The following is a 23,855-nucleotide window of genomic DNA, read 5'->3' on the forward strand; positions in this document are numbered from 1 at the left end:
CAGATCCCGGTCCGACCAGGCCCGCGCCGATCAACGTCGAATCTGGCCGACCGGGTGGACCTCTCGTTCCGAGAAGCCCACCCGGTCGCTGTCAATTATTCACGACGTTGCTGAGTACCACTTATTGATCAACCACGTCAACCGCTTCAGCCTGAATGTTCGGGCGGTCGGCGGAAGCTGGCCTCCTCTATCAGCCAGACCTTCGTCACAACATCGAAGTCCCTTGAGCTCACTACCAGAGTCGGCCGCTCCGCAGTCTCCAAGGCAGCATCAACTGCAGATACCACAGCAACGGCGTCAGGCCGCTCACCGAACGGCCAGATCAGCGGCAGTCGCGAGTCCGCCGCTACTTGCAGCAACTGCCGTTCTGCCGAACGCTCGGTGAGCGCGGAGAACAAGAACAACCTCTCACTGAGGTCCTCGCTACTGGGCAGTTCCGCGAAGAGCTGGAACTTCCAAAGCCCCTTCCCGGCCGACAGCAGAGCCAATCCTTCGATAGGGCCATCTCGCCAGTCCACGACAACCACTGCCTGGAGCTTCAGCGCACCGCTACGCGCAGATTCCAGAAGATCGTCGACCTCACTCATCGACGCCTACCGAAGACTGTGTTGAACGCTCTCGCAACACCTGAGTCGACAGGCTTGGGAAGCTCAAGCGTATGGTGCATCGCATCATTTCTCGTCGGCGTGTATCTGAGGCTGAAGCCTGCAGCTTCTACCTCCTGTCGAGTTGCCGTGCTCGCGCCTTCCGCAGTACGAGTTGTCACCGAAACTCCGTGACCGAACCGTTCGCTCGCCTCTGCGGCAGCAGCCGATCGCTCAAGGCGTCCCGTGCTTTCCCAACTGGTTCCAAGTCGAGTAAAGCTCTGATCCGCACTACATGTGCACGGAGTACCGAATTCCTGCCCAGGCCCACAATTGTGAACCAGGACGGGCGTGGAACCGGCCACCACATAATACGTGTGGATGTCGGCGACCGTCAGGTCGTACATCGCTTGCAGGCCGGCGTACGACCGGACGGCCTGGACCGTGATCGCCGTGCCGTCGAGCGCCCGCAGCGCCTCACCGACCTGGACGTCGGCCGCGTCGATCCAGTCCTGACGATCCTCACTCCAGAACGGGTGGTGCTGGGTGGTCTTGATGACCGTCGCCTCGGCGCCGTCGGCCTTGACCGTGAGGTCCGTCAGGTCCGCATCCTCGTTGCGGTGCGTCCTGGTGACCTCGCGAGCCTCGGTCTTTCCGGTCTCCGGGTCGGTGGCGAGGACCAGGTCACCCTCGCGCAACTCCTCGATGGCCTTGTAACCGCCGCCGGCCAGCACCACCTTCGTCCCTGGCGCGAAACTGTGCCGTTTTACCAGACAACTCTCGGCTGCCTCGAGGACGTCGTCAGCCCACTTCGTCTCCTGGCTCCACTTCAACAGCGCCTTACCGGCCCTGGTGATCGTCTTGGCCATGGGCTTGGCCTTGCGGAGGAACTGGAGGGCCTTACCCACGGGCAGCATGCCGGCGAGCGTGAAGGCACAGGCCATCAGATCGCCGTGGATGCAGTCCAGGATGTCGTTGATGCCGAAGAAGTCGAGCAGGAGCTTCCCGCCGGCCTGGATGATGATCGAGACGGCGTTCTGCTTCTTGACCTCCTTGGCCCGCTTGATCTCCTCGTCGGTGGGGCCACCGTTCTTGCCGCCACCCTTGCCACCGCCGCCACCGTTGCCGCCACCGGCTTCGTGCGCCGCGCGGGCCTCGGCCCAGTCGTCGTCGCCACAACTACCACCGCAGCCGTCGTTGTCGCCCTTGACCTCGACGTAGTTGCCGTACATGTCCTCGTAGTCGGCGCCCGGACCGCAGGCGTCGTCGGAGCAGGCCCGCAGGCCGCTCGGGTCGGAGAACGTGATCGGGTTGTTGTTGCTGTAGGCGTACGCGTTCCACTGCTGCGGATCGGCGAGGTCCTGCACCGGGTCGACGGAGATGAACCGTCCCAGAGCGGTGTCGTACTGCCGGGCTCCGACATTGGTCAGGCCCGTCGGATCCTTGTCGCCGCCGACGAAGCCCTTGTTGTTCGTCCACTGCGGCTGGGTGCCGCGGGGGTCGCCGTACGGTGTCTGTCGGCGGACGGTGACCGCCTGGGACGCGGCGTTGATGCCGGTCTGCTGGGTGCCCTGGTGGTCCGAGTAGAGCCAGGTCAGCGCGCTGGGCGTACGGTTGGCGACCATCCTGCCGGCGAAGCTGTAGTAGCGGGTGCCGGTGACGATGGAGTTGTTGTCGCGCCGGATCTCCTGACCCGGCAGGTAGAGCGTGCTCCCGCTGGAGTCGCGACGGATCAGACGCGCGCCCTCGGCGTCGTAGATGTTGGTTTCGACGGTCTGCCCGCCGACGCTCACCGAGGCGAGCTTGCCCTCGGTGTTCCACTTCAGCGTCTGCGAGTTGGTCCCGTTGGCGCAGTTGTTCGCCGTGGTGGCCGCTGGCCGGCAGGTCATGTTGCCGACATTGTCGTAGGCGTACTGGGTAGTGACGGCGGCCTGGCCGGGCGCCTCGGTGAGGACCGAGGTGACCGCGTGCGGTCGTACGGCGTCCTTGCCGCTGGCCGGCGACGTGTACGTGCGGGTGGTGTCACCCGCCGCCGTGTGCACCTTCTCCGTGCTGCGGTTGCCGACCGCGTCGACGGTCCACTCGTGCCAGTACGGGGCCGGGCCGCCCAGGTTCGACCCGCTCGGATCCGTCTTGCACTCGACACCCGCCTTGGGCGTCCACGCGTTGGTCATCCGGCGCAGGTCGTCATAGCGGAAGCACTGGGTGTCCGCCGTGCCGACCTGCGGGGTGTCCTTGATCCAGAGGATGTTGCCGACGGCGTCGTGTTCGTAGTCGGTGTCCACCACCGTTCCGGCGGCGGTCTCCGGCTTGACCGTCATCCGGTCGACGCGTCGGGTGGTGAGGTCGTAGTAGGTGTTGTCCTCGACGTACACGCCGCCGTCGGTCTTGCGGGTGGTGAGCGTCGGCTCGCCGTACTGGGTGTACTGCTGGCCGATCACGTAGCGACCCACGTTGATCAGATTGGTGGACAGTTCGGTGGGTAGCCCGGTCGTCGAGTCGTACGTCGTCTGGACCTTCTCGGTGGTCAGACCACCGCCGGCCGGATAGGTGACCGCCGTCGGACTGCCGTCGTAGGGCGAGTACTCGTAGCCATAGACCCAGGTGCCGGCGAGATTCGCAGCCTCGTTGGTCGGGATGACGTAGTTGGTGCCGGTGGGTTGGTAGCGGTCGCTGAAGCCGCGCACCTGCCACTTGTAGGCGTTCGACGATCCGGCCGACTCGTAGCGGATGCTCTCGGTGAGCTGACCTCGGACGGTCTGACCGGTGTAGAGCTTGTCGTACTTCCACTCGGCCAGCTTGTTCGCGGCGCCCACGCTGCCGGCGTAGAGACCCTTGCGCCGCCCCAACGAGTCGTACTCGTTGACGAGCACACCGTTGGCGTCGGTGACCGTCTCCACCTGGTCGTACTGGGTGAAGGTGGTCGTGGTGGTGCCCTTGTCCGGGTCCTTCGCGCTGGTCTGGCGGCCCTTGACGTCGTACGTGTTGACCCACTCGTTCTGGGCCGTGTCCCGGACGAGGGTGAGCTGGCCCTTGCGGTTGTAGGTGTAGGTCGTGACGTGGTCCGGCGTTACCTGCGTCCGGTCGGTCTGCTGGCGCAGCTCCACCGTCCGGCCCTGCACGTCAGTCTTGGTGGTGGTGACGGTGCCGCCCGGCGGCGGGGTCACCTTCGTGGTGTCGCCGAGGTACTCGGTCCTGGTGCGCCACTTCTCGATGAGGTTGGTGACCCCGTCGGTGCCGAAGAACACCTGGTCGGTGGGCCGGGAGGCGTTGTCGTAGAGCGCCTTGGTCAACGCCGGCACCGACCACTCGGGCTCCCACCAGAGCGCGCCGTCGGGCGTGCCCGGCTCGGCGTGGGCCTGGTAGGAGGTCACGGCCCGACCGGTCGCGTCGTAGAGGGTGTCGGTGACGACCCGGCCACCGCCCACCCCGGCTGCCTGCGTCTGGCGAGGCCGCAGGAAGGCGTCCATGATGTCGTACGACGTCAGGTACCCGCCGCCGGCGTGGAGGACCCGACTCTTCGTGTACGGGTAGGCATCCCGGTTGGGCGCGTAGTAGTAGGTGTACTCGACCGACGGGCTGTTCGGGTGATCCGCCTGCGGCCAGCCGACCTTCCAGCCCTTGGCGAGCCGCCCCATGGGGTCGTACACCAGGTCGGACTGCTTGCCGTTGTAGTCCTTGGTGCTGACCGGCTGGCCCCAGTAGGGCCGCACCTCGATGCTGTTCTCCCAGTCGACGGTGCCGCCGTTCGGATCCGGCGTCTGGGTGGTCACCTTCGTGACGGGTCCACCGGTCGCGGGGGTGTACACCGTCTTCACCGTGCGGCCACGGGCGTCGGTAGCGGTCGCCGGCCGCCCGTAGGCGTCGAAGGTGGCCTGGCTGATGGTCTGCCAGACCGTGCCACCGGCGACGGACCAGTCCTTGAGCCGGTCGATCCGGGTGACCTCACCCCGGGTGGGTTGAGCGTCGATGCTGGTGGCGCCGTCGTAGAACTTGCGCTCGTCCGCCACGATGTCGTCCTGGCTGGCGGGCGCGGTGGCACAGGGCAGAGCCTTGACGGTGATCTGCTTGACCGTCCCGAGCAGGTTCGCGTCGGTGTTGCGGTTGTAGAGGTAGGTGGTGCAGGTCTCGTCACCGGTCTTGCCGACGTCGCCGTCGGACTGGATCGACTCGGTGCTGCCGTAGTCCTCGTTGAAGGCCGACACCGTACGCGAGGTGCGCCAGCCGGATGCCCCGTTGACCCCCAGCGCCACCGCGTTGTAGGTGACCCGGGTGTTCGTGAAGTGGGCCGAGACCACGTCCTTGTTGATGGTGCGGGTCGCGAGCGCCTTCGATCGCCACGGCACGTTGACCGTCTTGCTGACCGGCTTGCTCTCGACGCCGTTGTAGACGACCTGCTCGCGGACCATGCCCGCGAACTGGTCCTCGTCGTACACCGTCTCGCCACCGAGCGAGGCGCCGACGGTGACGTCACGGGTGCCGCCGGACGGAGCGAGCCGGTCACCGTGCATGCCGCGCAGGAAGGTCGTGCGGGTCAGTGTCTGGGCCGGGGCGTCGCCCTTGCGGACCTCCACCTGCCCGAAGCCGCGGAACTGGTTCCACGTCTTGCGCTTCGGCTGCACCAGCCCGTTGTCGTCGGCGTAGTGCCAGGCAGGGTCGCCCACGTAGTCGTAGTAGGTGTTCTGCACCGGCTGGCCGTGGTCCGTGCCGCCGGCCATGACCTTGATGTCCGACTCGGACACCTGCTTGACGACGTACTTGTGCCAGTACTCGGTGAGTTCCTTGCCCGGCTCGTACGGGTCGGGCCCCACCACCGGGTAGCAGAGGCGCGTATTGGTGTTCGGGGCGGACGGAAGGCTGTTGCTCTTGCAGTCAGGCAGGCTGTACGTGACCTGGATCTGCCCCCCGGTCTCGGTGAAGATGTTGCCGATCCGCATCCGGTTGTTGCTGGTGTTGTTCTTGCTCAACACCCGGTTCGCCATCGACACCGGCTCGAAGGTCACCGGCGGCATGACGACGGTGCCCCCGACCAGGCCCTTGTGCACCAGCGAGGTAAGCCACATTCCGGCGTGGTCACTGCCGTCACCGACGGGCGGATAGGTGTGACCCAGCGTCCAGGAGTCCACCGGCTGCCAGCCCGGGGTGGTCTTGGTGGTGTCCCAGACCTGTGTGGTGACCGTCGAGAGCCGCTTGGTCGTCCAGAACGTCGGACCGTAGTTCTCCTTGCAGTCCGCCGCGGCCGCCGTGCACTCCTGGTCCCAGGGGACGTCCTTCCAGTTGCCCCGGTTCGAGCAGTCGGTCACGCAGCGGTCCGCGATGTCGAGGACGACCTGGGCCAGGGGCTTGACCGAGCGGTCGGTGGAACTGCGGTCCCAGGTGCCGTAGTCGATCCGCCGCAGCGATCCGCCGCGGACGTAGGACGCCTTGTTGGTGGAGGTGGCGAGCTTGGCGTAGTAGTTGGATTCCTTCTCGTACCAGTACGACAGGGTGTTGCCGCGCGGATCGACGACGTAGTCGAGGTTCCACCGCCAGGCCTGGTTGCAGAACGACGAGGCGAACGAGGAGCCGTTGCACGGTTCGTTCGCGTGGTTGCCGGCGACCGGGACGGTCCAGGCGGACTCGGTGGTGGCGCTCTGACCGGGCAGCGTGTTGCGGCCGAAGAAGTACTGCGTGCCGTCGGGCGTGGTCGCCTTCCAGTACTCACCGTCGTCGTCACCGTTGGCGGTGCCGGTCAGCTTCTCGATCTTCGTGCCGTCCTCGTTGCGGCTGTGCCAGCCCTTGCCGGCCTCGAAGATCAGTTCGCCACCCCGACCGTTCAGCGACATCGTCGCGTTCTCGGAGCGCCAGCACTGGTCCCCGGTGCGGTTGGAGCTGTTGTTGCCGCCGCTCATGTCGTCGGCGCACGGGACGTAGCTGCGCTCGATGTAGCCGGACCAGAGGCTGAAGCCCTCACCGACCCACGACGGCTGGCTGTTCGAGGCGTCGGACTGGCCGTCGACCGCGTCGGACGTGTAGGAGAGGCCGAGGCTGGGTGCCGGGCCGCCGATCGCTGGCGGCATCCGCATCGGGTACGACCAGGAGAAGCCACCGGTCGACGTGCCCGCCGACCAGGTGGCGCTGGCCGACATCGGGGTCGCGGAGAAGTCACCCTCCGGACCCGAGCTGCCCGCGGCGAGCGCGACGAGCGTCCCGGCCTGCCCGGCGGTCCGCGCCGCCGCGCTGTCGGCGGCCACCGGCACCTCGGCGGTCACCGAGGTGCCGTCGTTCCTGGAGATCAGGGGCTTGGCCGCGCACTCGGCCCGCTGCGGGTCGCGCAGTCCGCACTCGGGGACCTGCCAGAGCCGCAGCCGAGATGCCCAGTCGCCACCGAAGGCGTCCCGGAAACCGCGGTAGTCCACCGAGACGGTGGCCGCGCCGGGCTGAGCGGGTGTCGTGGACCGCGCGGGCGCCTGACCGGCGTCGTCGATCCGCAGCATCAGTCCGTCGCGCCACCGGGCCGGCACGGCCGCGCGGTCCAGCAGTTGGACCGAGACCGCCGAGGTTCGGGCGCCTGCCGTGCCGGTCGCCCGCTGGACCGACACCGGCAGCGCACCAGCGGGCACCGCCGAGGACGAGGAGCGGCGCTGACCGGCCGCGCCTGCCGCGCCGTCCGACGGCAGGGTCACCGTCGCCTCGCCCGGGGCGGGCCACACGGGCGCGGCGGGCTTGGCGTTCGGTACGGCCTTCGTCGGCCGGGCACGACCGAGGGCCGGGCCGCCGTCCTTGTCGAGCTTCTCTCGCTGACCGGTCCCGGGCTTGGAGCCGCCCGGCGCGGCCTGCGCCGGGACCGACAGCCCCATGGTCAACAAAGCGGCGCTGAGCAGCCCCGCCAGGAGGGCCTTGCCGGAATTACGGGGCTTTCGAAGGGTTTTACGGAGAGTTTTTGAGTAGGGGTTCACCATGCCTCCACGGACGAGGTCGACGTGCGGGGTTCGGTCAGGGGCTGCGGAGCGGTCAGTCCTCGGGTGCTTCCACCGACTCCGGCGACTCCGCGTCGAAGAGCGTCTTGACCGTCGCGTCGGTCAGTGCACCCTGATAGAGGCCGAGCTTGTCGATGTCGCCCCGCCAGAGGTCGACCCACCGTGTCGTTCCGCCCACTGGGGTGAAGCGGGCAGCGCCGACGACGAGCGGACCGGTCGCGTCGAAGGCGCCGGTGAAGGTGCCGCTGCTGAAACCCTTGATCCCCTCCTGCTTTCCGTTGACATAGAGCCGGATCTCGCGCCGGGACGCGTCGTAGACGGCGACCAGATGCGTCCACCGGGCCCAGTCGTCCTCCGTCAGGACCCCCGACGTCATCGGAACCGCCACGGTCTGACCCGTGGTGTCATCGTCGTCGACGCCGAAGACGCTGACACACCACCGGTACTCGGTCGTGGTGCCCACCGTGAAGGCACGCTGGCCGAGGTAGAAGGCCGACTGTTGCGTGCCGGCCTGACTGACGGCGGTCATGGTGCCCAGTGCCTGTGCGTCAGGTCGCACCCAGACGGACACCGAGAAGGACTGATCCGTACGCAGCACGCGGCCGTCCTGCCAGACCGGGTTCTGCGGCTCGGCGAGATTGTCCTGTGAGCGCCCGTACTCTGTCGTCAGCTGGGCCGGATCCTCGATGCCCTGACGGTCCAGCGTCAGGAACTTGTCGTCGGAGAGAGAGCCGAAATCGGCGCCCGCCGTCAGAGCCAGCCTGCGGCCGAACTGACCGTCCTCCGGCGCGCTGCACAGGGTGGGGTCCGTCGACTCCACGTAGCACGGCATGCCGTTGCCGAAGCCCCAGTCACCCACTTTGACCGCCGACAGCATTCCCGGCTCGTCGAAGCCTCCGGAGTCCGGATCCTCGGCGAGCTGACCGGTGAAGTCGTGGTCGACCAGCACCCGGTCGTACACCTGCACGTCGGCCAGGTTGCCCTTCAGCCAGTTGGCCGGCGCGCCCGAGGTCCAGCCCCGCCCGACGCTGAACGGGCCACCGGCGCTCCACGCGGCCGCGGTCCGATCCGTCTCGGCGGTGAGTTTGCCGTTGACGTAGAGCCGGATCTTCCCGGCGGTCTTGTCGTAGACACCGGCGATGTGCGTCCACCGCCCGACGTCCGCCGTTGTCAGGGCGGAGCTGACCGCTGCTCGGGTGGAACTGGATTGCAGGTCGGTGTCCTTCATCAGGAACGACCAGCGCGGCGTCAGCGGGGAACCCTCCAGCCGGGTACCCAACACGAAGCCGGCCGTGCTGGTGCCGGCCTGGGCGGCGACCGCCATGTCCGCCGTGGTGGGAAGCGCCGCCAGGCGTACCCAACCCGCGACACTGAACGACTCCGTGGTGTCCACCACCGGCCCGGTTGTGGCCAGGCTGGACGAGGTGCCGTTGAACGAGGCGGTCTCGCCGCGAATCAGCCGCAGATCTCCGGTCCACGAGACGCTGCCCGAGGACAGCGGGGTCCTGCCCGAGGGGGGCGACTGCTGCGTGTCGTCGAGTGCCTGCGACGCCGTGACCCCGGGGTAGGTCTCCAGACCCCAGCGGGCTGTCGCCGGTGTCGGCCGTAGGGCCGTGAACTCCAGCGAACCGTAGCCGATGTTGCCGGCACCGTCTTTTGCCGCGACATAGAGGGTGTTCAACCCGAACTTGGGCACCACGAGCGACACCAAGGCCTGCTTCACGACTGTGCCGGTCAGCGGCGGGTACAACCACGCGCGACTCACCGCAGTGACCTCGGTGACGGGCGGATCGACCCAGCCGTACCGGATTTTGGTCACCGTGGTGTCGGTCGACATGACCGCAAACGTCGCCGTGCTGCCCGGCTCCGCCGACCCGGAGATCAGTCTCGCGGTCACCGGCGGCACCCTGGTGTCCGCCATGAACTTGCACCAGTCCGACCAGACGCTCGTCCGGCTGTAGGGAGCGGGGTCGGTGGCCTTGGCGCGGAACGCGTACGTCACGCCCTCGCTGGCGGTCACGGCGGCCGTCGTCGATCGGCCTCCGGCGGGGACCGATGCCCCGCCGGGAGGCGACCGGCGTGGGGTCGACGCATCGATCACGCCGTTGCTGGGCACCTGGACCCACTCGTACCCGGTCGTCAGCGCCTGCGTACCGTCCGCGTCCGGGAAGATCGCGGAGAACGTCGGCTTCAGGGTGCCGATGACCAGCGTCGTGCTGGCCGAGCAGGCAACGCCGGCCGCCTGCAGGTTGTTCGGCTTACCGGGGATGGAGTCGAAGTCGACCACCAGCTTCGCGTTGCCCGGGAAGAACTTCTTCCACCGGTCGGTCGTGGACTCGCCCGACCCGTCGGTGGCGCTGCACGCGCAGAAGCCGAAGGTGATGTTGGTGGCACTGCTGGTCGCGGAGGACTGGATCACGCTGGTCACCGCGGACCCGGTGAAGTTGACGGTCATGTCCGGCTGTGGCGAGTCGGAGCACCCGGAGCCCTCGTTGGCGTGCGAGCTGGCCGAGGACTTCAAGCCGATCAGCTTCGGCGCCCAGTTGGTACGCGGAGTCGAGGCGATGCCACCAGAGTGGTACATGTAGGTCGGCGTGTTGCCGCACGACCAGGAGTGATCCAGCTTCATCTGCACATACGCGGACTCGATGTGCTTGCCCCGCACAGTGGTCAACGGGAAGTCGAAGTAGGACCGGTACAGCTTCCCGGAGTCCGGGTCCCGGCCCACCCGGGCCACCGAGGTGTCCGTGTTGTTGCTGTTGTTGTTCGTCGAGTACGCCCATCGGGACTTGCCGGTGGACCAGGCCGGGTCGATGTAGACCGGGAAGGTCGCGCCGGCCGGCGAGAGCAACGCGGCGTCCGGGCGGAGGACCAGGTCACCGTCGGCGACCTGGACATCGACGGCGGCGACACGCGCTCTGTCACCCGGCGCCGCCGACGACGAGAGGTCGGACGACGACCCACCCGCGGACGCGGCGTCCCCGGCCGAGGCCGTCGCCGATCGCTGGCCTGACGTTGCGACACCGGCGTGGGAGTCCCACATGACGGCGCTGTCGGCGGCGGCGAGGACCTCGTCGCCGGCGAGCGCCGACAGGCGACCGTCTCGACCCCGCACCACCCGCGCGTCGCCGCCCAGGTCGAAGCGGAGTTCGCGCAGACGCGGGTTCGCCGCTGCCTCCGGCGTCTTGACCACGAGGACGTGGGTGAACCCGGTCCGGGTGGCCCGCAGCACCAGGTCCGTGCCGGGCAGCACGTCGGTGTAGGTGGCCGAGTCACCGGACACCGAGGGTCGGGGTAGACCACCCGGCCAGGACAGGGAGAACGACCGGCCGTTGCGGGACAGGACCACCGCGGCGGCATCGCCACCGTCGGAGAAGCGCACGTCCGCAACCGACGCCGTCGGCCGCCAGCCGTCCGCACCCCGACGTAGCGCGAGGTCGACGACCGCCCACGAGCCGTCGGGGCGCTTGACCTGCTGCGGCACCACGGCCAGTTCCGCCGTGAAGCCCCCGGACGGGTTGGCGAACACCTGGGTCAGTTCGGTACGCGCCGACGCGACCTCCACCCGCTTACCGGAGCGGCGCGCGGCGGCGGACGCCGAGGCGGGGTCGGCGGTCTCGGAGATGGCGGTTGACGGTTTCGACGCGGCAGCCGGCACGGCCTGTGCGGGCACCGCGACGGATGTGCCGAGAAGCGCGACCGCGCTTCCGACTACGAGAAGGGAACGTCTCTTTAGGAGCGCGGGCAGCAGCCAGCGGCCAGTGGTCATCAAAAACCCCCGTGCTGATGAGAACTAGTCGGCCGAACTGTAGGGCTGGCTTACAGGTTTGTCTATGTCCGCTACCGCCCGTGATAACAAATGGGGTACCAGCCCGCAATGATGACTACGGCCGCACCCGCCGTCACCGGTGAACGGCTGTCCGGCGCCTCCACGTGAGTGATCCGGCGGCCGCCGGTCAGCCCGCCGCCGGCTGGGTGGCGAGCAGTGCGGCCTCCCGGGCCGGGTCCAGGCCGACCGCAGCGCGGCGGGGCCTGCCGGCGCGCGGCGGAACCGTGCCCACCTCCCGCAACCACCGCCACGTGTCCGCCACGGTCTCGGCCACCGGCCGGCAGGTCAGCCCCGCCGCGTGGGCCCGGCTGGTGTCCCGCTCCAGCAGCCAGCGGTACGGATGCCCGAGCGGCAGCCAGATCGGCAGGTCGCTCCACGGCTCCACCCCGGCGGCGAGGATCGACTCGGGGTCGGTCCAGCGCAGCCGAGCGTCGGAGCCGGTGACCGCCACGCACTCGTCGAGCAGCTCACCCATCGTGCTGTGCCCGGGGCGGCTGACCGCGTTGAACGTCCCGCCCCGCGCTCGGGCGCCCTGGTCCAGCATCCAGCTGGCCAGGTCGCGCACGTCGATGCACTGGATCGGCAGCTCGGCCGGGCCGGGGGCGAGCACGTCGCCGCCCCGCGCGATGCGGCTCAGCCACCAGGGCAGCCGGCCGATGTCCTCCCCCGGCCCGAGGATCAGCCCGGCCCGGGCGATCAGCGCCCGGTCACCGAAGACCTCCCGCACCGCCCGCTCCGCCCCCGCCTTGAGCTGCTGGTAGTCGCCGTCGGCAGCGTCCGGGTCGGCGTCGGCCACCGGCGCGGTCTCGTCCGAGCCGGGCGCCACCGGGTCGGCGTAGACCGACCCGCTGGACACGTAGGTGTAGTGCCCCACGGTGTCGACCAGCGCACGGGCAGCGGCGCGCGCGGCGCGCGGCGCGCCGTCCCAGGTGTCGACCACCAGATCCCACTCGCCGTCCGCGAGCACCGCCAGGCCGTCCGGCGCGCTCCGGTCACCCCGCAACCGGTGTACGCCGGGCGGGACCGACCCGTGCAGCCCTCGGTTGAACACCGTCACCGACCAGCCCCGGCGAACCGCCTCGGCGACCGTCGCACCGCCCACGAAACCCGTACCGCCCAACACCAGCAATCTCATGTGCTCCACCCTGGCGGATGGGTGTGGCGGATTGCGCTCTTGTTCACGGCGAGCGGATCTGCCCTCGGCAGAACCCCCGCACCGACGCCCGCGCGCAGCCGGATCGGGCCGGTCGACTGGGGATCGGGCCGGTCAACCGGCGAGCAGCCGGTCCAGCGGGCGGGGCACGGCACCCGGCTCGAGAGCGCGCACGAGCGCCCCCGCGTAGCGGGCCTTGCGGCCACTCATCGTCCCCAGGAAGCGGCGTAGTTGCCGCTCGACCGGGCGCCCACGCTGGGCGGGCTGGTTCTGGAACACCCGCAACCGGGCCAGGTCCCCCTGCTCGGCGATGACCCGCTCGACGCCGTCGCTGCCGAGCGCGCGGATCAGCTCGTCCTCCAGGTCGGTCACGCAGACACCGAAGCCGAGCTCCTCCATTGCCGACCGGGTCAGGCCGGCGCCGAGACCCACCTGCTCCAGGCCACGCCGGAAGAAGCCCTCCTCGGCCTCGTCACACAGCCCCCGCACGGTCACGGCGAGGCCCTGCGCGCCGAAGAGCCGCAGGTACCGACCGACGCTCATCGCGCCTCCGAGCGGCACCACGCACACGCCCTCGGCGGCCAGATCGCGGCGCCGTCGCTCAGCCAGCGCCTCCACCGCGAACTGGTCGCTGACCCCCTCGACGAGCACGACGGTACGCAGGCCGGCCGCCGACTCCCGGGCCGCGTCGGCGGCGGTCGCGGCGTCCGGACCGCCGGCCGCCCAGACGCGTACGGCGGCGCGGAAGCGGTCCGGCTCAGGCACGGGACCGAGTCTCGCAACGACCAACCCGTGTCACAACCGGATTGTCCGCGGTCTGCCGGGCGTCGGGATCCCGGTGGTGTCACCACGGCAAACGGCTCGTCACCGAGAATGCGGTGACGAGCCGTTGCGAACTGGTGGGCGATACTGGGTTTGAACCAGTGACCTCTTCCGTGTCAAGGAAGCGCGCTCCCACTGCGCCAATCGCCCGTGGTTTCCGCCCGACCCGGACGCTCAAGCCCGTCGAGGCGAATCGCGAGCGGACGACGGGATTCGAACCCGCGACCCTCACCTTGGCAAGGTGATGCGCTACCAGCTGCGCTACGTCCGCACGTCCCCGACGAACGCCGGCGACGCGGCAAACTCTACCCGATGCCAAGATCGGCGGGCGCGCGACCCTGGGCGGCGGCGATTGCGCTGGTCGCCACCGGGGTACTGAGTGACCTCGACAGCGCACCACACCCCCTAAGGAGGCTGTCGTGGGTATCGGCACCAGCATCTTCCTGATCGCGCTCGGCGCGATCCTCACCTTCGCGCTCGACGCGAGCGTCGGCGGCATCAACCTCGACGTGGTCGGCTGGATCCTGATGGGCGCCGGCGTGCTCGGCCTGATCATGACCACGCTGATCTGGGGTCGCCGCCGCCAGGCGGTCCCCGTCGCCACCGAGCAGCCGGTGGAGTACCGCCGGGTCGAGGAGCCGGTCGAGTACCGCCGGGTCGAGGAGCGGCGGGACATCGCCCCGCCGCTGTGACACGACCATCGGCCACCACTGACGGAACTGGCGGAGCACCCGGGCCCGGCCACCTCGACAGAGGCGGCCGGCCCGGCGTTTCGTGGCCTGCCGCGCCACGGGAGGCACCGGCTGCGAGCGTGACGCAGCCCGCCCCGCTCACCGCATGAGGGCGTTGAGCGTGCCGTAGTCGAGGGCGTCCGCCAGCGCGTCGTACGTGCCCGCGCCGAGGGCCTCGTCCGCCGCCCGGCGGGCGACCGCGTACGCGGCCTGCGCGATCGACGAGCCGAGGCTCACCCGGGCCACCCCCAGCCGGGCCAGGTCCCCCACCGCCGGGGCGCCCGGCCCGGCGAGCACGTTCAGCGGCGCCGGCACCGCCCGCACCAGCTCGCGGATGGTCACCGGGTCGACCACCCCGGGCACGAAGATGCCGTCCGCGCCGGCGGCGAGATAGGCGGTGGCCCGGGCCAGGGTCTCGGCGACGTCCCCAGCGCCAGCGAGGAACGTGTCGATCCGGGCGTTGACGAACAGCGGCAGACCCGCAGCGTCGGCCGCGCCTCGCACCGCGCCGATCCGGGCGCACTGGTCGGGCACGTCGCGCAGCGGTGGGCCGCCCTCGCGTCGGGCGTCCTCGATGTTCACGCCGACGGCACCGGCGTCGAGCACCGCGCGTACGGTCACGCCGACCTCCGCCGGCGTCGCGCCGTACCCGGACTCGATGTCGGCGGTGACCGGCAACGGCACCGAGGCGGTGATCCGGCGGACCAGGTCGACGGCCGCGTCGCGGCCGAGGATGTCACCGTCGGGCTCCCCGAGACTCCAGGCGACGCCGGCGCTGGTGGTGGCCACCGCGCGGGCACCGGCGGCGGCCACGACGCGGGCGCTCGCGGCGTCCCAGGCGTTGACCAGGACCAGCGGCGACCCGGGGGTGTGCAGGGATCGGAACAGTTCGGCTCGGGTGTGGTGTTCGCTCACGCGGCAAGTCTCGGCCGGCCCCGCAGCCGCCGGTAATGTTTTAGCGCCAGCTGAAACCATCGGGGGTGCCGTGGTCGCCATCAGCATGTCGGCGGGCGCCGTCGCCCGCATCCGGTTCGCCGTCTCCTGCCTGTGGGAGGTCGTCGCGAGCGTCCGGGTGCTGCGCGACCCCGGAGACCACGCGGTCCACCTGCCCTGGGTACGCCGGGTGCGTCAGCCGCTGGTCGAGGCGGGTGTGATCGAGTCGGACGGCGGTCTGCTCTGGCAGCTGGTGCCGGCACCGCCCGGCTACCTGGCCGACTTCCTCACCCCGCCGCCGGCCAACCTCAACCCCGATCTGGCCGCCGAACTGACGGCCCTGCGCGCCACCGGGGCCGACACCGTCCGCGCCCACCTGGACCTGTACCCGGGCGACCGCACGCCAGCACTCGCCGCCCTGTACGCCGACCCGCCGGCCGGGCTGCGCCGCCTCAGCGAGGAGATCGAGGCGTACTGGCGGATCGCCCTGGCCCCGCACTGGCCGCGGCTGCGGCTGCTGCTCGACGCCGATGTCACCGCACGCGCCCGCCTGCTCGCCGAGGACGGCGCGGCGGTGCTCCTCAACGATCTGCACCGGCAGGTCCGGTGGGAGGGCGACACGCTGGTCGTCGCGCAGCGGCACTGCCTGGCCCCGGACGTCGCGGACGGTCCGGGCCTGGTGCTGGTCCCGTCGGTCTTCGTCTGGCCGTCGGTGCTGAGCGTCTCCGCAGGGGACGCGCCGCAGCTCGCCTACCCCGCCAGTGGGCTGGGCACCCTCTGGGAGCGGCCGAACGGCGTCCCGGACGCGCTGGCCGCCGTGCTCGGCCGCGGGCGGGCCCGGCTGCTCACCGAACTGATCGGGCCGGCGAGCACCACCGAACTGGCCCGCCGCAGTGGGATGTCACCCGGCGGCGTCTCCCAGCACCTGACCGCGTTGCGCGCGGCCGGTCTGGTGGTGACCCACCGCCGGGGTCGGGCCCTGCTCAGCGCCCGCACCGACCTCGCCGAGGCGCTGCTCTCGGCAACGGCATAGCCGACATCGGTGCGCCCTCACCTCGTCACCCATCGCCGAGGCGGTCTACCGCCGCCGCGGCTTCCCGCCGTGGGCGAGTTCCGGCTGCTGACCTTCTGACCGGAACACCCGCCGACACGTTCAGCGGCAGATCCTCGGCGGAACGCAGAAAGGCCGTCCGGGGGCATGGTCAACGAAGCCGCGGATTGCGAAACTGCTGGCAATGTCCAGCACACCGCTGTCCCTGCCGCAGCCATCCGCGCGGGCGCCCGAGTTCGGCCGGGACGCGCTCATCGTCTGCGAGAACCTGGTGCGGATCTACCAGACCGGTTCGATCGAGGTGCAGGCGCTGCAGGGACTGGACCTGGCCGTGCAGAGCGGTGAGCTGGTCGCCGTCGTCGGCGCCTCCGGGTCCGGCAAGTCGACGCTGCTCTCCATCCTGGCCGGCATCGACGCCCCCACCGCCGGGCGGGTCCGGGTCGGCCAGTGGAATCTCCTGGCGATGTCCCGCGCGGACCGGGTGGACTACCGGCGGCACACCGTCGGGTTCGTACGGCAGCAGACGGCGAGCAACCTGATCCCCTACCTGACCGCACGGGAGATGGTGGACCTGCCGATGACGGCGGCCCGTACCGCGAAGAAGGAGCGCCGGGAGCGCGCGGCCGAGCTGCTGGACAGCCTCGGTGTCGCCGACTGCGCCGACCGGCGCCCCGGGCAACTCTCCGGAGGTCAGCAGATGCGGGTCGCGATCGCGGTGGCGCTGGCCAACCAGCCGCGGGTCCTGCTCGCCGACGAGCCGACCGGCGAGTTGGACGCCGCCACGTCCGCGGAGGTCTTCGGCGTGCTGCGGGACGTCAACCGGCGGTACGGCGTCACGGTCGTCGTGGTGACCCACGACCCGGAGGTCAGCGGCCAGGTCGAACGGACGATCGCGATCCGGGACGGGCGCACCAGCAGCGAGGTGCTGCGCCGCACCACCACGGACGCGGAGGGCGACACGCACGTGATCGCCGAGGAGTACGCAGTGATGGACCGGGCCGGCCGGGTCCAGGTGCCCCGCGAGTTCCGGCAGGCGCTGGCGCTGACCCGACGGGTCCGGCTGGCCCTGGAACCCGACCACATCACGATCCGCCCCGATTCGGGAAGCGGCGAATGAGCAGCGAGCCGCTGCTGCGCGTACGCGGCGTCCACCGGCGCTTTCGCACCGGGCCGACCGTCGTGCACGCCCTGCGCGGCGTGTCGTTCGACGTGGCCGCCGGTTCCATGGTGGCGCTCGTCGGCCGGTCCGGTTCGGGCAAGACCACCCTGCTCAACGTCATCGGCGGACTGGACCGCCCGGACGCCGGAACCGTGCACGTCGACGGCGCCGACGTCGGCGCGCTCGACGAGGACGGCCTGTCCCGGCTGCGGCGCGAGAAGGTGTCGTACGTCTTCCAGAGCTTCGGACTGATCCCGGTGCTGTCGGCAGCGGAGAACGTCGCCGCCCCGCTGCGGCTGGCCCGCGTCGCCCCGGCCGAGCGCGAGCGGCGGGTCGAGTTGCTGCTGAATCTGGTCGGCCTGGCCGACCACGCCCGCCAACGGCCGGCCGAGCTGTCCGGCGGCCAGCAGCAGCGGGTGGCGATCGCCCGCGCGGTGGCCGCCTCGCCCCGGCTGCTGCTCGCCGACGAGCCCACCGGGCAACTGGACGCCGAGACAGGTCTGTCGGTGATGGCCCTGCTGCGCGGGATAGCGGAATCCGAAGGCGTCACCGTGCTGGTGTCGACGCACGACGCGGTGATGATGGCCCTGGCCGACCGGGTGATCCGCATCCACGACGGGCACCTCGACGAACAGGCGACCGGGCCGTACGGGCCCGTGTCGGACGCCGGGTGACACGACGATGCTGAGGCTGGTCAGCCGGCGCGCCCGCGCGCAGTGGCCATTGCTGGCGGCCCTGCTCGGGGTCGTCACGATCGGCGCGACAGTGCTGGGCACCTGCACCCTGCTGGTCACCCGCACCGCCGAGCGGGCGCTGGAGGTCGCCATGGCCCGCGCCGCCCCCGCCGCCGTCGACGTGACCGTCTACACCGGCGCCGTCGAGGGCCGGGACGCGTCGTCCGTCGCCGCCGACACCCGCACCGTGGTGGCCTCCGCGCTCGCACCGTTCCCGGTGACAACGACCGCGCGGGCGTCGACAGTGCTGCGGGCGCTGCCGCCCGCGCTCGCCCCGGGCACCACGGTCCCGGCCCAGGCGTACCTGTCGGGGCTGGACGATCTGCCGGCCCGAGCCGAGCTGATCACCGGACGCTGGCCACAGCACCCTGGCGACGCGGTGCTGCTGGAGTCCACCGCCGGACTCCTCGGCCTCACCCCCGGTAGCCGGGTGCGCCTCGGCGCCGAGCTGGCCCACCCGCCAGTCCCGGCCATCGACGTGACAGTCGTCGGTGTGGTACGCCCGCTGCCCGGGCGCGGCTGGGACCGCGACCCGCTCGCCGCGGCCGGCTCCGCCACCGGCTACCGGGACGGCCGCTTCCTGCAGCCGGTCAACGCGTACGGCCCGTTCCTCGTCGACCTCGCCGACCTGGTCACCACGGGCGCCACCGTCGACCGGCTGGAGGTCACCGCCCATCCGGACCTGTCCCACCCCAACCGCCGCGACCTGGAGACCATGGCCGGGGCCGTCCGCAGTGCCGACCGTCGGCTGGCCGGCACCCTCGGCGACCGCGTCACGCTCGCACGTGTCTCCTCCGACCTGGCGCTGACCCTGCGGGCCGCCGACGACCAACGGCACGTCACCGCGGCCGTCGTGCTCGCCATCGCCGTCCTCGGCGGTGTTTTGGCCGCGACGGCACTCGTCCTCGCCGGCCGGCTGACCGCGGGCATCCGCGCGGACGAGACCGCCCTGCGGTCCGCCCTGGGCACCAGCCGCCGCCAACTCGCCGCCACCGCGACACTCGAGGCCGGGCTCGTCGCCGCCGTCGCCGCGGCGCTCGCGATACCGGCCTCGTCGGTCCTGCACGCCGGCCTGACCCACCTGCCGCCGCTGGACGACGCCGGCCTGACCGTCCGGCCGGCCATCACGAGTGCCCAGGTTCTCGCGGTGGTCGGCGGTGCGCTGGTGCTCACCGCTGTGCTCACCGTGCTGGCGATCCGGCCCGTCGGGGCACCCGGCGACCGGCGCACCCGCCGCGAACTGCTGGCCCGCTCCGGCGCCGACCTGATGCTCGCCGTGTTCGCCGCCGCCGGATGGTGGCAGCTGCACGCGCAGCCCACCGCCGCCAGCCCACGCGCCGACGCGGTCCGGGTGCTCGCGCCGGCGCTGCTGCTCACCGCGGGCGCCGCCCTGGCGCTCCGGGTGGTACTGCCCGCGCTGCGCGGCGCCGACCGACTGGCGTACCGCGCCCGCGGGTTGGCGCTCCCGCTGGCGGTCTCCGAGAGCGCCCGCCGGCCCCAGGCGGTCGCCGCCGGGCTGCTCGTCGGGCTGGCCTGCGCGGCCGGAACCTTCGGCCTCGCCTTCGACGCCACGTGGCACCAGTCGCAGCGCGACCAGGCCGCGCTCTCCGTCGGCACCGACCTGGCACTCACCCTCAGCACGGCGCCAGCACCCGGCGACGGCGCGGTCGTCAGCGCGGCCACCGCGGGGGCGGTGAGTCCGGCCCTCGACCGTGGTACCGCAGTCGGTCAGTGGCTCGGCACCGCCGGCGATGCGCCGCGCCTGGTCGCCGTCGACACCACCCGAGCCGACGCGCTGCTGCGCGGGCCGGTGGACAGCGACCGCGGATGGGCGGACGTGGGCGCCACGCTGGCACCACGCACCCGGGTCACCGGCCTCGCCGTTGCGGCCGGCGCCCCGCTCGTCCTGAGCGGGACCGCGGCCGGCGGCACCTCCCTCGCCGTGACGCCCCGGCTGCTGCTGCAGGACGCCACCGGCCTGCGCACGTCCTGCACCGGTCCCGCCGTACCGCTCGACGGTCGGGAGTTTCGGCTGCCCGCCTGCGCGACGGCTGACGGGCTGCGCCTCGTCGCGGTCGCCCTGCCGGTCACCGCCGACCCGGTCGGCGGACCCGTCGCCGTAGCCGTCACGCTCACCGTGCCGCCCGCCGGGTCGGCGCAAGGGTCCACCGACGGGTCGGACTGGACCGCCACGTCCGCGCCGCCGGTCCCGAGCAAGGTGCGCGAGCTGAGCGTCACGCTGTCTCCGGTACGGACGGGAACCGCGCTGCGGATGGCCGCGACAGTCGACCTCGGCGGCGCAGACGACGCCGCCCGGACTATCGTCGCCACCGCCTTTCCGGACCCCGGGCCGGTGCCCGTCGCCGTCTCCGCCCGCTTTGCCAGCGAGGTCGGTGTCGACAGTGGCAGCCAACTCAGCGTCACGGTCGGCACCACGCCCGTCCCGATCGTCGTCACCGAGGTCGTGCCGACCGTACCGTCCGTCCCCGGCGCCGTCGCCGTCCTGGCCGACCTGGACACGCTGTCCCGCGCACGCGCCGTCACCGGCGACCTGACGTTCCCGGTCGACGCCTGGTGGGTCGGCCACCCCGCCGGTCCCGGCGCCGCCGAGCGGGCCACCGCCCTGCACCTGGGCACCGTCACGAACCGCGAGGCGGAGACCGCCCGCCTCACCGGCGGCCCGCTGCGCGCCGGGCTGCCGGCCGCGCTCCGGCTCATCGTCCCGGCCGCGGCCCTGCTGCTGCTCGCCGGCGTCGTCCTGCACGTCACCTGCGATCTGCAGGTCCGCGCCGTCGAGGTGGCGCGGCTGCGCGGCCTGGGGATGTCCCGGCGCGGCATCCGGGCCGTGCTGCTCGGCCAGCACGTCGGCGTTCTGCTGCCCCTGCTCGCGGCGGGCGCCGCCGTCGGCGCGCTCGCCACCCGCATCGTCGCTCCCCTGCTCGTGCGCTCCGACACCGGCGCCGCGCCCGTCCCGGCCGCCCAGCCACAGTGGCCGTGGCCAGCCGAGGCCGCACTGCTCGCCGTACTGCTGGCCGGATGCCTGCTGGCGGTCGCCGTTGTGGTCACCGTCCAGGTCCGTCGGGCCGACGCCGCGCACCTGCGGGTGGCGCCGTGAAACGGTGGCTGACCCGCCGGTGGCCGACGCCGCACTGGCCCAGCGTCCGCGGCCGGGGCCGGACCGACGCCGGACCGCTGCTGCTCACCGCCGCCGTCATCGCGGCCGTCGCGCTGCTCGCCGGGGCCGTGCCGGCGCTGCTGGGCGCCGCCGCCGACAGCGCCGTCCAGGACACGGTCCGCCGCGCCGGTCAGGACTCGAACGTCCTCGTACGCGCCGACTGGGAACGCGACGACGGACCGACCGGCGGGCGGGTCCGGACAGCCCGCCTCGCCGATGACGTCGACGACTTCCGCGCCCGGGCGGCCTACGCGCTCGGGCCCGACCTGGACGCCGCGCTGCTCCCGCCCATCGCCGTTGTCAACGGTCCGATCCTCAGCATCACCGACGGCAGCGCGCCGCGTACCTTCCAGTTCACCTACCTGGCCGGCGATCTCGGTGGCCCGGACGTGACCTGGGTCTCCGGCAGCGCGCCCGGCCCCGCCGTCACCGACGAGTTCGTCGAGACCTCCTACAACGGACCGCCCTGGCCGGTGCAGGTCGGCATCTCCGAGGCGGAGGCCACCTCGCTCCACCTCGGCCCCGGCGATCGAATCCCGGTCAAGGACGGTCAGGGTCGCGACCGGGACGTCCGGATCAGCGGGATCTACCGACCCGCGGACAGCGCCGACCCCGCCTGGCGACTCGCCCCGGCGCTTCTGCGCCCCGTGCCCGGCGCCGACGGCGTGGGGACCACCCGGTTCGCCGGCCTGCTGTCGGCCGAGTCGTTACCGGACGCCCGGCTCGCCGTCGACGAGGACCAACTGCGACGTACCATCCATTTCGCACCCGTTCCCGACGCGCTCACCTGGGACACCACCGCGGCACTCGCCAGCCAGGTGGTCAAGCTCAAGGCAGCCTCCGGCTCTTCCGGCGCCCGCGACGAGTCCCTGAAGTGGGAGTCGCAACTCGACACCACCCTGCGCGCCGCCCGTACCCGGATCGGCGCCGTTGCCGTGCAGGCCGCCGTCCTGCTCACCGGGGTGCTGACCGCCACGGTGCTGGTCCTGCTGCTCGCCGCCGACCTGCTGGTCCGCCGCCGTACCCCGGCGCTGAGCGCCGCCCGGCAGCGTGGGGCGGCGCTACCCGACCTCGGTGCGGAACTGGCCATCGAGTCCACCGTGGTGTCCCTGTCGGCCGCCGCCGTCGGGCTCGCGCTCGCCCGCGCGGCGGCTCCCGGCGTCTCCTGGGCCTGGGCCGTTCCCGCTGTCCTGGCCGGCGCCGTCGCCGGGCCGACGTTCGGCATCCTCGCCGCCGCCCGCGCCAGCCGCGACCGGCGTCAACCCGCCAACCGGGCCGCTCGGCGCTGGATCCGGGCCACCGGCCAGCTACGTCGCGCCGCCGTGGAGGCCGCAGTCCTGATCGCCGCGGTCGCCGCCTTCGTCACCCTGCACCAGCGCGGGCTCCTGTCCGTCGCCTCCGACGGCGACACCGGCGCGCTGACCGGCGACACGATCCTGCCGATCAGCGCCCCCGCTCTGGGCGTGCTCGTCGGCGCGCTCGTCCTGCTCCGGCTGCTGCCCCTGGGGGCGCGGTTCGCGCTCCGGCAGGCGCTGCGCTCGCGCCGCCCGCTGGCCGTGTTCGGTGCCGCCCGGGCGGCCGCAACGGCCGGGCGCGCGCTGCCGCTGCTGGTTCTGGTGAGCGCCACGGCGCTGGCGTCGTTCGCGCTCATCCTCGGCACCACCGTCACCCGGGGCCTGGCCGACGGCGCGTGGAGCAGCGTCGGCGCCGACGCCCGCCTCGACGTCGGCGCCGAGGCCGGGGTCGCCACGCCCGCGGTCGCCGAGCGCATCGCCGCCGCACCCGGGGTCGGGCAGGTCGTCGTCGCGCAGGTGACCGACTCGGCGCGCGTCTTCAGCGATTCGACACTGTTCACCCCACGCCTGGTCATCGTGGACGCCGACGCGTTCCAGCGCCTGCTGGCCACCACCCCGCTGCCCGACGCGCCGGCGCTGGCCCGGCTCACGACACCCGGTCCCGGCCCCGGGGACGTCCCAGCGCTGGTCCGATCGAGCGACGGCGAGCTGCGGACCGGCACGCGGTTGCAGCTACCCCGGGGCGACGCCCCGGCGATCCCTCTCACCGCCGTCGGTACCGCGCCCTCCGTCGGCGGCGCCGGTGACGTCGTCATCGTGGACGCCGCGGCCCTCGCGGGCGCCGGGCTGCCCGCCGTTCCCAACACCGTCTGGGTGACCGGCCCCGGCGCGGCGCGGGCCGTGTCGAACAGCGGCGTCGCCGCCGACGTCGTGCTGCGCGCCGACGTCCTACGGGCGCAGCGAGTGGCCCCGCTGACCGCAGGGCTGGTACGGCTGGCGTGGACGGCCGCCGCGGTGCTGCTGGCGCTGGGGCTGCTCGGCCTCACGCTCGCCGCCGCCGCAGGCGCGTCGGAGCGGTGGCAGACCCTGACCCGGCTGCGGACCCTCGGCCTGCGGCCACGCGACGCCCGCTGGGTCGCCGCCGGAGAGGTGCTGCCGCCGGTCGTGGTCGCCGCGGTGTGCGGCCCGCTGCTCGGGGCCCTGCTCGCACGCCTGACGCTCGGCCCGCTCGACCTGCGGCTGCTCACCGGCCAGGCCGCCGAGCCGGGGGCGGTCCCGCCGTGGTGGCTGCTCGGCCTGGTGAGCGTGGCGCTGCTGGCGGCGGCCGCCACGGTCGTACCTGTGGAGTCGGCCCTGCGGCGACGCGACCGGCTGAGCGAGGTGCTCCGCGCCGGCGAGTAGCCGGCCGGCGACCGGTGCAAAAACGAGGC

12 protein-coding genes and 2 tRNA genes are annotated in these 23,855 nt (G+C 72.0%); 6 read left to right on the top strand and 8 right to left on the bottom strand.

Features of this window, described 5'->3' with window-relative positions:
- Positions 1-146: 146 nt before the first annotated feature.
- The 7 genes from ABZU53_RS04640 to ABZU53_RS04670 form a co-directional block, all read right to left on the bottom strand.
- Entirely contained in the window at positions 147-587 is a 441-nt protein-coding gene (locus ABZU53_RS04640) for a hypothetical protein (RefSeq protein WP_354855429.1), read from the bottom strand.
- Positions 584-7,423, bottom strand: coding sequence for a polymorphic toxin-type HINT domain-containing protein (locus ABZU53_RS04645; RefSeq protein WP_355063851.1), 6,840 nt, complete (start codon positions 7,421-7,423; stop codon positions 584-586). The genes ABZU53_RS04640 and ABZU53_RS04645 overlap by 4 nt, the downstream gene beginning before the upstream one ends.
- Before the next feature lie 154 nt (positions 7,424-7,577).
- Positions 7,578-11,216 carry a LamG domain-containing protein gene (locus ABZU53_RS04650; RefSeq protein ID WP_355063852.1) on the bottom strand — a complete coding sequence of 1,213 codons (3,639 nt, stop codon included), beginning with the start codon at positions 11,214-11,216 and terminating at the stop codon, positions 7,578-7,580.
- A 283-nt stretch (positions 11,217-11,499) separates the two neighbouring features.
- Positions 11,500-12,507, bottom strand: a complete 1,008-nt coding sequence (locus ABZU53_RS04655; RefSeq protein ID WP_355063854.1) for an NAD-dependent epimerase/dehydratase family protein — start codon at positions 12,505-12,507, stop codon at positions 11,500-11,502.
- A gap of 132 nt (positions 12,508-12,639) precedes the next feature.
- On the bottom strand, positions 12,640-13,290 hold the full coding sequence (locus ABZU53_RS04660; protein WP_355063856.1) for a TOPRIM nucleotidyl transferase/hydrolase domain-containing protein: 651 nt from the start codon (positions 13,288-13,290) through the stop codon (positions 12,640-12,642).
- A gap of 132 nt (positions 13,291-13,422) precedes the next feature.
- Positions 13,423-13,497: transfer RNA gene (locus ABZU53_RS04665), tRNA-Val, on the bottom strand.
- A 48-nt stretch (positions 13,498-13,545) separates the two neighbouring features.
- Positions 13,546-13,618: transfer RNA gene (locus ABZU53_RS04670), tRNA-Gly, on the bottom strand.
- A gap of 148 nt (positions 13,619-13,766) precedes the next feature.
- Here ABZU53_RS04670 and ABZU53_RS04675 point away from each other — a divergent pair.
- Entirely contained in the window at positions 13,767-14,039 is a 273-nt protein-coding gene (locus tag ABZU53_RS04675; protein WP_007457129.1) for a DUF6458 family protein, read from the top strand.
- 138 nt (positions 14,040-14,177) lie between these two features.
- Here ABZU53_RS04675 and ABZU53_RS04680 read toward each other — a convergent pair whose 3' ends face one another.
- The gene (locus ABZU53_RS04680) at positions 14,178-14,993 is read right to left on the bottom strand and encodes an isocitrate lyase/phosphoenolpyruvate mutase family protein (protein ID WP_355063857.1); all 816 of its coding nucleotides are present in this window, start codon (positions 14,991-14,993) and stop codon (positions 14,178-14,180) included.
- Positions 14,994-15,063: 70 nt separating this feature from the next.
- Between ABZU53_RS04680 and ABZU53_RS04685 the strand changes: the two genes are divergently transcribed.
- The 5 genes from ABZU53_RS04685 to ABZU53_RS04705 all read left to right on the top strand — a co-directional run bounded on the left by ABZU53_RS04685 (position 15,064) and on the right by ABZU53_RS04705 (position 23,826).
- Positions 15,064-16,044, top strand: coding sequence for a DUF5937 family protein (locus ABZU53_RS04685; RefSeq protein WP_355063859.1), 981 nt, complete (start codon positions 15,064-15,066; stop codon positions 16,042-16,044).
- A gap of 202 nt (positions 16,045-16,246) precedes the next feature.
- Entirely contained in the window at positions 16,247-17,179 is a 933-nt protein-coding gene (locus ABZU53_RS04690; protein WP_355063861.1) for an ABC transporter ATP-binding protein, read from the top strand.
- The gene (locus ABZU53_RS04695; protein ID WP_355063863.1) at positions 17,176-17,895 is read left to right on the top strand and encodes an ABC transporter ATP-binding protein; all 720 of its coding nucleotides are present in this window, start codon (positions 17,176-17,178) and stop codon (positions 17,893-17,895) included. The genes ABZU53_RS04690 and ABZU53_RS04695 overlap by 4 nt, the downstream gene beginning before the upstream one ends.
- Positions 17,896-17,902: 7 nt before the next feature.
- Complete coding sequence (locus tag ABZU53_RS04700; protein ID WP_355063865.1) at positions 17,903-21,070, top strand: permease; 3,168 nt, start codon at positions 17,903-17,905, stop codon at positions 21,068-21,070.
- Entirely contained in the window at positions 21,067-23,826 is a 2,760-nt protein-coding gene (locus tag ABZU53_RS04705; protein ID WP_355063867.1) for an FtsX-like permease family protein, read from the top strand. The genes ABZU53_RS04700 and ABZU53_RS04705 overlap by 4 nt, the downstream gene beginning before the upstream one ends.
- The last annotated feature ends 29 nt before the right edge of the window (positions 23,827-23,855 follow it).

It is taken from the genome of Micromonospora sp. NPDC005194 (assembly GCF_040608335.1).
Classification (GTDB): domain Bacteria; phylum Actinomycetota; class Actinomycetes; order Mycobacteriales; family Micromonosporaceae; genus Micromonospora.